The sequence below is a fragment of the Polyangiaceae bacterium genome (genome assembly GCA_020633205.1).
Lineage (GTDB): Bacteria > Myxococcota_A > Polyangia > Polyangiales > Polyangiaceae > JAHBVY01.
Map to the genome: position 1 here is coordinate 333543 of JACKEB010000016.1, position 11812 is coordinate 345354.

Consider the following 11812-nt stretch of genomic DNA (forward strand, 5'->3'; position numbering starts at 1 on the left):
GTGTTCGGTCTCCCGGGTTCAACGCATTGTAAGGGATTCAATTGTCTGCACCTGGCGAACCCCGCAGAGGGGCCATGGACGAATGTATTTGTCCCGGACGAGCTACGTCAACGGGGTCAGATCAAGCTTCTTCGAATTCCCCAAGTGGCTGGATTCAGCCGGCTTGATAGAGCGCGTCGAATTCCCTTGCGCCAGGTCGACTGACCCAGGTGGTCACGACCGGCTCGATCTCGCCGCTAGGGTAGCGCTTTGCAACAGCGCTGAGGGACGCCCGGGGCCCGCCCAGCGACGCCCGAGCTTTGCCAAAAACTTTTCCCAGCTCGGGTCTCTCTGGCACTGGGGTTATGTATGTCGATGCATAGCGAGTGGGAACGCGGTGCTGCTTTCAGCCGGGATGCGGTGCTTGGCCCCGCGGGTGATGCCCTGAAGCTGACGGGGGCAACGCCGCTGCCCTCGCTAGGGACAAGTGTAGTTTCCGCGCTGAGTTGGCCCGTCACCGCCGAGGCGCGGCTGGTCACCCGCAAAGAACGGTCCGAGCTGCGCGCCCGCGCGGAAAAGGCGGGCCTGTTGTGGGTCAGCGTCCCGGCGCCCAGCGCGCAGCAGCGGGGACAACTCGCGCTGGTAGTCGATGCCGCGATCGAGGAGCAGCTAGCCGGAAGGGCCGCCGGCCCCGCTGGCTTTGGAGCAGCAACGAACCTCGAGGCAACGTTGAGCGATCAGCTCTACCGCGCGCGCAGCGTTGGCGCGACGGGCCTCGTGTTGATGTTCGACACCCTCGCGCGCCTGACGAACCTGGCTGGGGCGCTGGACGCTGAAGACAGCGCGGTGCTTCGCTGGTGGCTGCGAGCGGCCACCGAGAAGCGGGTGCGACTGTTGTTCGATGTGCGCGATCGCTACCTCGGGATCTACACGCGCCCCGTCGCGCTCGAGACGCTCCTCGTGGACAGTCCCGTGGGGATTCAGCTCGAGGCAGACACCGAGGAGGAGAGCGAGCAGCTCTCGGACTGGTTGGACGACGACGGCCAGTACTCCCCCGCCGACCTCGCGAGGGCACTGCACGATGCGAGCCCGCCGCCTCCGCCCAGCCGTCTCAGCGCACCTCCCCCGCCTCCCCCGCGGGCGGGCGTCGCTCCTGCCGCACTAGCGGAAGAAACCAGCGCGCTGGAAGCTGACGTCGAGTCAACCGAATCAGAGCTCGAAGAGCCGTCGCCCCAGCTGGAACTCGGACTAGATGCTTCCCCCGCGGAAGCGCAAGCTGCCGCGCCTGAAGGCGAACCCGAGACGCGGCTCGAGCCGTCCGAAGCTGCCCTCGGCTTGGCGGAAGCCGCAGCAAGTCAGCCGGAGCCTCCGGCCGCAGACGCAGCGCACGCGAGCGACGAGGTGGATCCCAGCGACGAGATCGCTGCAAACGCCGGCGACCAAGTCAGCAGCGAACTGCCGCCTGCAGCGCACGACGTCGCGGCGCCCATCGCCGCACTGGCCGAGGTACCCCAAGATTCCCCTGCGGAAATTGAAGGCGGCGCACGCCAACTGGCTTTCCGCTCCGTGCTAGCAGCCCTGGAAGCCATCGAGCACGAAGAGCTGGACGAGTCTCCCATGCTGCCCGAGAGCGACTGGCAAGCCGCCGACGAGGCAACGGCTGAGGCCGCAGCTCAAGCCGACGCGGAAGACGTCGCGTTTGGGGGGGAGAGCGAGCCGGACGAGGCGCCTGCACCCATCGCAGTGCCCGAGCCCTCACCGTTGAGCGACGGGTTCACCGCCATGCTCACCCAAGAGGAGAGCCCGCTGCCGACGCGTGCGATCCACTACGATTCCAGCGCGCCGAGCGCGTCTTTCGAGGCGAGCGACTATCACCAGGACGCGATGGACCGCAGCTCTCGGGCTCCCGAGGTCGCCCCCATCGACCCGCCCTTCAGCTCCGACGAGGAAGCACCGCTGGTGAGCGCGGATGCTGAGGTCGAAAGCGACCTAGCCACGGACATCGTGAACGAGGAGGCGGAGTCGCAGCACACCGTGGTCGAAGCCCCCGTCGCCGCGGTCGAGGGTGAGCGCCTCGCCCTCGTACCCAGCGAGAGCGAAGCGGTCGCCGCACCCAGCCTCGAGGTGCTCGAGGGTGACCTCGACACCTCAGCCCCGCTACCCGAAGCCGAGGCGGCCGCGCTCGAGCCGGAGCCCGCCGAGAGCAGCGAGTGTGAGTTCGACCCCGTCCCTGACGCGACCTGGCAAGCGTGGGTGCGCGACCTGGAAGCGGCGCGGGGCCCGAAGCCTCTCGCCGTGGTCGAGCGGCTCTTCACCTCGGCATACATGCCGTTGGTCGAAACTCGCCTCGGGCAACCCCTGAATGCCCAGGCAGACGCCGCCATCGAGAGTTGGGGGACGGCCTTCGCGAAGAGCTACTCCGAAGCCTTTGATGCCCTGCGGATCCGCGGCAAGCGGCCGACCATGGTGCTCGACGTGCCTGACATCGCGCTGCGCCATGGTCGCATGCACGGCGCTCGGCAAGCGCAGCTGCTGTTGGTCGATGGGCTGCGCTTCGACCTCGGTCAGATGGTGCACGAACACCTCAAGGAGCTTGCTGGACGAGACGCAGCATGCGTTGAGCGCCTGCTGCTCTGGTCCGCGCTGCCCGCGAACACTGCAACCCAACTCGAGCTCCTGGGGCGCGGTCCCCAGGGCCTACGCGAACCCGTAGCGAGCGAACGAGATGCACCGGTGGCAAGGGGCCGCGCGGCGTCGACCCTACGACGGGTACGCGCTGGACACCGCGACGTGATGAAGCTCGACCTCGTGGAGTCTCGCATCACAGAACCGGGCGCCGCGCGCCCAGGCGCGCTCTGGAGCCTCGCGGCGGAGGTGGCAGAGGTACTCTGGGCTCACATGGCTGGCTTGCCGCCCCGCACATTGGTCATGATCTTCGGCGACCATGGCTTCCGCGTGGATCCAAAGAACGGCCGCGTCAGTCACAGTCCGGGACAAGGCCTCGCAAGCCCCGAAGAAGTGATGGTGCCGGCCTTTGCCTGGCTGACCGGCAGCGTGCACTGAGCTCTGACACCCGAAGCACCTCGAGGGGCGCCGAGCATCGGCGCCCCTCTTGTCATTTGACCACACCCAAGCTGCGACAACACCCCCGGCATGGTCGCGCGGACTACTCGCGGCGGGCGATGCTCGTGACGAGCAGCGCGCCGATGCGGTCTGCCCAAGACAGCTGGCCTGGGCGTTGCTCGAGATCACGCAACAACGTCTCGAGTACCGCGATCCAAGCCTCGATGTCGTTGCCTGGTTCCAGCTCTCTCCGCCGGGCGAGCACGGACAGCCACTCCGCAACGCCTCGCCGAAAGTCGCGCTCGCTCTCGTCTAGCAGCGTCTGGGCGTCCTCTGGGCCCGCGCGCCGCAACCAGGCGAGCGCCATGGTCGTGCGGGGAACCGCACGGCAAAACTCCAAGCGACGCCTGAGCAAGAGATCCACACCGAGTCGAAGCTCGATTGCTGCGCCTCCCCCACGGGTACCCTCACTTCGCGATCCGCCGCGCGCCGGCGCTTGCCCCTCTCCCCCCCACAAACCGGAAGTGTCGTAGAGGCCGGTGAGGTACTCCGCGATGGCGACCAAGAGGTCGCGCTTGTGGGAGAAATGCCAGCTGATGCTGCTTTTGGCTACGCCCGCCGCAGCGGCGAGCTCCGCAACCGACGGTGCCCCTTCACCGCTCGTGCCCCACTGGGCTAGCGCGAGGTGCACCAAGCGTTCGCGCAGGGACTCTGGGGCATGGGCGCCTCGAGTTTCCTCAAGGATACGTCGCAGGCGCTGCTTGTCGCCCAGATGGCGCACCACGGTGGGTCGGCTGACACCCGCTCGTTCTGCCACATCGATGATCGCGATGCGGTCTAGAGGACGTTCGTGGGCCAACTCGGCCAGTGCGACGAGCAGGCGCTGCTTGGTCGTGGTCACCGCTCAGGAGTCGCGCTCAGCGCCGCCAGTCGCTCCGCTTGGCATGGGATTCTGCTCTTTCTCGAGGTAGCGGAAGATGGTTCGCGGATCGACGCCCAGGTCACGGGCCGTCTGAGTGCGGTTGCCGTTGTTGCGCTCGAGCACTTCGAGCACATAGCGACGCTGGAAGTCTTCTTTGGCCTTCTCGAGGGGGACGATGGGCTCCTGCGCCTCGGGGCCGAGGTCCATGTCCTCGGGGGAGAGCAGGCTCTGGTCGCACAACACGAGCGCCTTCTTGATGCGGTTTTCCAGCTGCCGGATGTTGCCCGGCCAGTTGTACTTTTTGATCGCCGCCAGCGCCTGAGGGGAGTAGCCGCGCACGCTGCTCGCCATCTCGTCAGCGTACTTGCTGAGCAGCGCCTTGGCGATGATGAAGACGTCGTCTCCGCGGTCTCTGAGCGGCGGGAGCCACAGGTTGACGACGTTGAGCCGGTAGTACAGATCCTCGCGGAACTCCCCGGTCTTGATCATCTCGTCCAAGTTGCGGTTCGTTGCGGCGACGATGCGGATGTCGCACTTCTCGGGCTTGCTGTCTCCGACGCGCATCACGACGCGCTCTTGGATGGCGCGCAGGAGCTTCACCTGGAGGGACAAGGGCAGCTCCCCCACCTCGTCCAGGAACAATGTGCCACCGTCGGCCTGCTGAAACTTGCCGGGACGACTCGCGATGGCACCCGTGAATGCGCCCTTCACGTGGCCGAACATCTCGCTCTCGATCAGGTTCTCCGGGATGGCGCCGCAATTCACGGTGATGAATGGCCCGCGCTCACGATTGCTGCGGCGATGGATCTCCCGGGCGATCAGCTCCTTGCCGGTGCCCGTTTCCCCGGTGATCAACACACCGATGTCCGTCGCGGCCACTTTCTGCAGCTTGCGGAAGACTTCCATCATCGAGGGGCACGCACCAATGATCTGCCCGAAGCGCTTGTCACTGAGCTCCGCCTCGAGCTTGCGCTTGTCGGCGCGGAGCGCCGTCAGCAGCATCGCGTTCTGCAAGATGAGCGACGCCTGCCCCGCAAACACCGTGAGCACATCCAGCTGATTGCGCTCGAACAGGTGCTTCACTTCGTCATTCGCCACGTAGAGCGCACCGATGACGTTGCCTTGGCTGAGCAGCGGGGCACACATCACGCTGGAGAGCTGCAGGGCCATCACGCTTTCGCTCGATCCGAAGGTGGTGTCGCTCAGCGCATCGCTCACGATCACCGGACGCTTCGAGTCGATCACTCGCCGCACGATGCTGTCGCTGATCTGGCCCGAGGGATCCTCGATGGCCTCGCGGCGCACATGACGTGAAGCGCGGACCCGGGGCGTGCTCTGGGACTCTTCCGGGTCCACCAGCAGCACGACACCACGCTTGGCCCCGGTGAACTCCACCACGGCGTCTAGCAGCGTCTCGAGCAAGTCGTCGACCGAAGCCGTCGTCATCAGTCGCTCGCTGAAAGCGTGCAACTTGCGCAAGCCGCTGACCTCGTTGATGCCCGACGGCGCGCCGCCGCTTTCGGTTGTTTCCTCGCGGCTCGGGCGCGGCAGCTCGCTGAACATGCTGAAGCCGAGGTGCGCCTCACCCAGGGTTAGACGGTCCCCATCGACGAGCCGAGCGCGCCGCTTCTTCTTCCCGTTGATCAGAATGTCGGCTTGGCGATCCAGCTCTTCGAGCTGAAAGTCTCGGCCGTTGAACACCACCTGCGCGTGGTGGTCTGCAACGCTGCGATCGGGGACGTGAACGTCGTTGCCCAGGGCTCGACCGATGGTGGTCACCGGCTTGGTGATGGGCACCAGGATCGGCTGACCCTGGGGCGCGAAGTAACGGATGATCGCCATGGAGTGGCAGGGACCTTAGCCCGGAATCCAAACCTCGGACAGGCTTGGTTTCAGAGGGATAACTGCGACGTCTCCAGAGGCGCGCTTGCTGCGACGGCTGTGACCTGCAGCAGCGAGCCGTGGTGCGTCAATCAGAAGATCTGCCCACCAACCTGCATGCCGAACGCATTGGAATCCGCGAACGGCGCGACGTAGTCGATGCTGACGCCGGGTGTGGCGCGCGCGTACTCGGTCGCGCGCTGCTCGTTCGCGCCGAAGTCCGATGGATCCGAGGAGAAGATCGCACCTGCCGCTAGGCCGAGGGTCGTGGCCGTGCCCGTGAAGATCAATCCTCGCTTGGCTGGTGGCCCGCCATCGCCCGCGTAGAACAGGAATACGGGCAGCGAAGCAGCAGCGCCAATGCCGGCGCCGGCCCACATCCACGACAAGCTCTCCCAGCTGGGAATGTAGACCGCGGACAACCCGGCGGTCGCGGCCAGACCAAGGTTGAACCCGATCAGACCACCCAACGCGGCCTTGTCATTCGCTTGACCGTAATCCTGATCGGCGTTGCTGGCGCCGTATCCGAACATCGCACCGATGGCAGTTCCCCACACCGTGCCGCTCGAGACGAACATCGCCGTCTTGGGCGACGGTTCTTCGTAGTACGCCAGCGCGTACCCACCGACCGCGCCAAGCGTGGCGCCGAGCGACACCGAGCGCGCAAGACCCCTGAAGCCCCAGGCGTCTTGTTCGTCCGCGGTGACGAACTGATAGCCGGCGATCCCGATCCCCTCGCCTGCACCGATCACCATGCCAGCAGCGATCGTGCTCGGCATGCCGCGTGGCATCTCCGGGTCGTCCAGGAAGTAGACACCCACCGGAGCGGCCACACCCAAAATCGCGGGTGGGATCAAGGCGAGTCCCGGGTCATCGAGTCCAGCCTCTGCGTCAATCCAGACGCCGAGCCCCACACCATAGGCCACCGACGTCCCGTAGAGCGTCCCGATCTCCAGGTCCGTCGAGCGAGCCTTTCCTCGCGGAACCGTGGGTTGGGGATAGTAGCCCGGCTGCCCATAGGGCTGCTGTCCGGGGTATGGCTGCTGTTGCGGGGGATATTGCTGGGGCGGATATTGCTGGGGCGGATACTGTTGAGGAGGGTACTGCTGAGGCGGATACTGTTGCGGGGGATACTGCGCTGCTGCGTGATCGCTCAGGCTGAACACCCCCAGCGCAAGCAAGGCGCTCGCACAGCGCGCGGCGCGCCGTGAGTTACTCGCGTTTGGTTTCGACGATCCGGCTCTCATGGGCTTTCAGTTTGGACACGTACCGCGATGGCGAGATTCAATCCAGTTTCTCTCGCTCAGTCGAGCTCACGCTTGAGAGGTCGCGTGAGGACGTCTTCCACGGCTCGATGCGGGGACTTGCCCTCGTAGAGCACTCGGTAGACCTCGAAGCAGATGGGCAGCTCAACCCCCAGGCGTTGGGCGAGATCGTAGGTGCTGCGAGCGGTTTTGACGCCCTCCGCAACGTGACCCAGGCCGCCCAGCACGTCGCTCAACTCGCGGCCGCGACCGAGCTCGAAGCCGACAGTGCGGTTACGGCTGAGTTCGCCCGTGCAGGTCAGCACGAGATCGCCCATGCCCGCGAGGCCCGCCAGGGTGAGCGGATTGCCCTGTTTGGCCACCGCGAGACGGCTCAGCTCCGCAAGCCCTCGAGTGATCAACGCCGCGCGGGTGTTGTTACCGAACCCCAAACCGTCGCAGGCACCCGCAGCGATCGCGATCACGTTCTTCAGTGCGCCGCCGACCTCTACTCCCACAGGGTCGTCACTGGAATACACGCGGAAACGCCCGGTAGCGAAGTGCTGCTGCAGGCGCTCGGCGAGCTCCGGATCGTGCGCCGCGATGACGATGTTCGTGGGCACGCCCGAGGCGACTTCCTTCGCAAAGCTTGGGCCGCTCAACACGCCCACCCGCGCACTCGCCTGCGACCCGAGGACATCGACGATGACCTCGTTCATCAGCATCAAGCTGCCCTGCTCGATGCCTTTGGTCGCGGTGACCAGGCTCGCGCTCGGGGGAATCAGCTCCCGCGCCCGCTCCAAGGTCTCTCGAAAGACGTCGGAAGGCACGACCAGCAGGACCACTTCAGCCTCGGCCAGCGCCACGCCCAGGTCGCTCGTGATCTGCATGCTTGGCGGCAGGGGAAACCCAGGCAAGAACTCCTGGTTCTCCTGCTCCTGGCGCATGCGCTCGGCGTGAGGCTCTTGCCAGGTCCAGAGTGAGACAGGCAGGCCTTTGCCCGCGAGCAGGAGCGCCAGTGCGGTACCCCACGCGCCGGCGCCGATCACGGCGGTCTTCGCGCCCGGACGGTCGACACCAACAGGCTCTGAGTGCTGCGTCATCGGGAGCGACTCTGAAACCAGCTCGCGCTGGCTGTCAACGGAAGGCCTGGACTCAGCCGACGCTTTGCTATGCTGCGCCGCGATGCGCCTGAAACGTTTTGCTTGGTTGTGTGCCGCGAGTCTGCTCGCGCCAGCGTTGGTTGGCTGTCCAAATCAGGAGGCCTTGGGGTACGACGCGGTGACGGTGCTCGGCCCCGGCGTGATCAACGACCCCGAGAACCGCTCGTTGCGCTTCGACATCTTGAAGTTTGGTCTCGACCGCTTCTGCTTCGAGATGACCCGCCGCGGTGTGCCACTGAAGCTGGCAGACGACCAGCCAGTCGCCGGTCGCTTCTTTGCGGACAGCTGTCAGTCCCAGCTGATCGACGAAGAGAACCGCAAGAGCATCGTCGTGCAGTACTCCGGCAAAGGCTACGGCTGGACAAGCCTGAGCTCGCGCATCGGCTTCACCAGCTCGGGGCTCATCGAGTACGCGCCGGACTTCCGCGTCAAGGATGACGCGATGTACATCTATTTCCGCCCGAGAAATATTCAGGCGACGAACTTCAACGTGGGCTTGGTCGAGTCGAGCTTCGCCAAGGCTGGAATGTCGCTCGCGGGCTTCGATGCCAACGCGGCGGGACGCAAGCTCGTCGACTCCCAGCTGAGCCGTGGCTTCACCGTGATTCGCTACAGCGACAAGGGTGAAACCGACTTCGGGATGGGCGTGATCGCTTTGGGCGGCAAACCCTTCAAGCCCTTCCAGGTGAGCAAGACCTCCAAGGTCGCTCTCGAGAACAACCGAACCGAGGTCCACCAAGGGCAACAGGAGTTCATCGGCGGCTTCGAAGTCACCGACGACGATCAGGCGCTGTACTTCACCGCGGCGCTCGACGGCGCCGCCGCCGTGGACGTGTTCGTGCTCCCCAAAGGACCCGGCGATCAGATGCTTCAGCAATACGTCACGAACCCAGGCCCGGCCGCGCTGCCCATGCAGCCGCTGCTGGACAACGTCGTGACCCAGGGCCAGCCGTGGAAGGGCTACCTGCCGCTGCCCAAGGGGATCTACTACCTGATTGTGGACAATGCTTCCGGGGTCGGACAGACCAACCCGCCGCAAGTGGCAGGCGACGATCGAGCCGCAAAGCTCGACTACCTGGTTCAGCTCGGGGACCGGCAGTAGCTTGCCCAGCGGGCCTCTCCCCCCAAAAAACCCGCCCCGGCTCCGTGCTCGAGCCCGGGAGGTTGCCCAGAGTCAGTCCGACAGGTAAGAGAGTCCCGCGCTTTGGCCGACTCCACTACTTCCGTGCGCCCGCAACCTGCTCTGCGGTACGTGTTCCTGCTGGTCTGGTTCTTCCTGATACCGCTTGCGGTCGCCTGGCTTGCGGTGACTGTGCTGGCCGCGTCCGACGACACAGACACACTGAGCCTGCTCGGGCGCATGGCGTGGTTGATCAAGGAGCAGCCAGTACCGGCGGGGATCGCGTTCTTCACGATCGTGGAGATGGTGCTGTATCACTATCGGCATCAACTCCCGTTGTCGAAGCACCTCGGTGTTGGTGGACGCGCAGACGTGCCCCCAAAGCTACGCCGCGACTACGAGCACGCGGCTCAGCTCCTGGACGAAGCCGCACGGATACTCGATCGCCGCGCGGAACAAGTGAAGCGGCTGGTGAAGACCAGCGCCCGAGAGGAGCTCGACTTCGCCCTGGAGACGCTGCGCGTGGAGCTCGAGCGCATCCCCTTCGATGAAACCGGTTTCGAGAAAGCGTACGAGAGCGCGAGCGTGCTGGTGGATCGGCACTTGTCTCCGTGGCGCAAGAGCGAGGTGCGCGAGTACGCGGAGTCGATTGGCGTCGCGATCCTCGTGGCGTTGTTGCTCAGAGAGTTCGTCGTCGAGGCCTTCAAGATCCCGAGCGGGTCGATGCTGCCCACGCTGCAGCTTCAGGATCACATCTTCGTCAACAAGTTCGCTTACGGCCCGAAGCTGCGTTTCACGGACACGCGCTTGTTCGCGAGTCTGCCGCCGAAGCGCGGCGATGTGATGGTGTTCATCTACCCCGATCCGAACCCCGACAACGTACGCCAGGACTACATCAAGCGCGTCATCGCGCTGCCTGGAGACACGCTGGCAGTCCAAGACGGACACCCGATCCTCAATGGTTGGAAGGTGCCCTACTGCAAGGTGGGCCACTACGAATACATGGAGGGCGACGATCCGCGTCAGGGTGACCTCTTCGTCGAGTTCCTCGGGGATATGAGCTACCTCACGCTGTTTCAGGACGGCGAGCGCGATCAGTACGAGGGTCCCTACAAGGTCAAGCCCGGCGAGGTTTGGGTGCTCGGCGACAACCGCAACAACTCTCAGGACTCTCGCGCGTGGAATGGCGGTCGAGGTGGCGGTGTGCCCTTCGACAACATCAAGGGTCGCGCGATGTTCGTGTGGCTCTCGAGCGGCGAGCTGACGTTGGACCGGGTAGGACTGAACGTGATGGGTAAGCCCACGCTCCCGAAGCACGACAAGGCCGAGCTGCACGCGGCGGTCGATCGCTGCCTCAAGCAACGCCCGCCCGTGTCTGAAACCACACCGCCTGCCCCCAAAGACTGAGCGTTTCCGCAGGCTCGCTCACAAGGCGTGAGCTGAAACCATCTCGCGTTTTTTTGGACTCGCGCCCGGAGCCTTCGCAAATGGCGAGCGGTTTGGGGGTGAGGAACGCCTGTGGTCCTCACCGAAGCCCCGCGGCCTGATGTTTCCACGGCGCCTCGTGACGGGCCAGCGCGCGAAGGTTCAGGCGGCTCCGCTACCGAACGCGAAACCGACGTCCGGCGTTGGGATCAAAAGCCTAGGTCGAACGTATTGCGCTGTGGGCGCCCTCATGGCTTTCGTGTAGGGTCCGGCCCCGAGGAGGAACTTACGGATGGTTATCAACCCCGCACGTGCGTCCACTGCCATCGCCGCAGCTGGTCTGATCTTTGCGCTGCTCGCCTGCAAGAAGGAAGAAGAAGCGCCGGCAGAGCCGTCAGCGACGGCCGCGCCTGAGCCAGCGGCGTCCAGCGCGGAACCCGTTGCAGAAGAGAAGAAGGACGACGAGGTCGAGCGCTACGGTGACAAGGAGGTGAAGATGGGCGGCACGGTGCGTGTGCTCCTCAACAACCTCCGCGTGTACAAGAAGGCCGACACTTCAACGGACTTCATCGCCACTCTCAACCGGGGCACTCTGGTCAACCTGAAGGCCAGCTACGGGAACTTCCTCCTGATCGAGTACCCGTCGGGCTACAAGCAGCTCAGCCCCGGCTGGGTCCAAGCGCGCGTCAACAGCCCGCAGCTCAAGACGGAGACCGACGTCAAGCCGGAGGACGTCGAGAGCCAGGACGCTGGCGTGACGCCGAACCCGTCAGCGAGCGTCGCACCTTCAGCCTCGGCTAGCGCATCCGCTTCGGCTTCCGCGTCCGCGGAGCCCTCAGCGAGCGCCTCCGCAAGCGCGTCGGCAGAGCCGTCGGCCTCCGCTTCGGCAGCGCCGTCGTCGTCCGCCCCGCTGATCCGCCGCCTGCCCAAGTTGAAGCTGCCCACGCCGGCTGGCACCTGAGTTCAGCGGCAGCTGAGTTCGCTGCCGCCGCACCAACCAGCGCATCGACGCCGC

8 protein-coding genes are annotated in these 11812 nt (G+C 65.3%); 4 read left to right on the forward strand and 4 right to left on the reverse strand.

Annotated elements, in window-relative coordinates:
* Positions 1 to 348 precede the first annotated feature (348 nt).
* Positions 349 to 3042 carry a hypothetical protein gene (locus H6718_26060; GenBank protein ID MCB9588904.1) on the forward strand — a complete coding sequence of 898 codons (2694 nt, stop codon included), beginning with the start codon at positions 349 to 351 and terminating at the stop codon, positions 3040 to 3042.
* A gap of 103 nt (positions 3043 to 3145) precedes the next feature.
* Here the strand turns inward: H6718_26060 and H6718_26065 are convergent, their stop codons facing one another.
* The 4 genes from H6718_26065 to H6718_26080 form a co-directional block, all read right to left on the reverse strand.
* On the reverse strand, positions 3146 to 3943 hold the full coding sequence (locus tag H6718_26065) for a helix-turn-helix transcriptional regulator (GenBank protein ID MCB9588905.1): 798 nt from the start codon (positions 3941 to 3943) through the stop codon (positions 3146 to 3148).
* Positions 3944 to 3946: 3 nt separating this feature from the next.
* Positions 3947 to 5806 carry a sigma 54-interacting transcriptional regulator gene (locus tag H6718_26070; protein MCB9588906.1) on the reverse strand — a complete coding sequence of 620 codons (1860 nt, stop codon included), beginning with the start codon at positions 5804 to 5806 and terminating at the stop codon, positions 3947 to 3949.
* Between the two features lie 131 nt (positions 5807 to 5937).
* Positions 5938 to 7092 (reverse strand): hypothetical protein, encoded by a 1155-nt coding sequence (locus H6718_26075; GenBank protein ID MCB9588907.1) that lies wholly within the window; start codon positions 7090 to 7092, stop codon positions 5938 to 5940.
* 56 nt (positions 7093 to 7148) lie between these two features.
* On the reverse strand, positions 7149 to 8192 hold the full coding sequence (locus H6718_26080) for an NAD(P)-dependent glycerol-3-phosphate dehydrogenase (GenBank protein MCB9588908.1): 1044 nt from the start codon (positions 8190 to 8192) through the stop codon (positions 7149 to 7151).
* Positions 8193 to 8274: 82 nt separating this feature from the next.
* On the opposite strand from H6718_26080, the gene H6718_26085 reads away from it, so the two are divergent.
* The 3 genes from H6718_26085 (at position 8275) to H6718_26095 (ending at position 11758) form a co-directional block, all read left to right on the forward strand.
* On the forward strand, positions 8275 to 9354 hold the full coding sequence (locus H6718_26085) for a hypothetical protein (protein ID MCB9588909.1): 1080 nt from the start codon (positions 8275 to 8277) through the stop codon (positions 9352 to 9354).
* 102 nt (positions 9355 to 9456) lie between these two features.
* Positions 9457 to 10779 carry a signal peptidase I gene (gene lepB / locus H6718_26090; GenBank protein ID MCB9588910.1) on the forward strand — a complete coding sequence of 441 codons (1323 nt, stop codon included), beginning with the start codon at positions 9457 to 9459 and terminating at the stop codon, positions 10777 to 10779.
* A gap of 310 nt (positions 10780 to 11089) precedes the next feature.
* The gene (locus H6718_26095; protein MCB9588911.1) at positions 11090 to 11758 is read left to right on the forward strand and encodes a hypothetical protein; all 669 of its coding nucleotides are present in this window, start codon (positions 11090 to 11092) and stop codon (positions 11756 to 11758) included.
* The last annotated feature ends 54 nt before the right edge of the window (positions 11759 to 11812 follow it).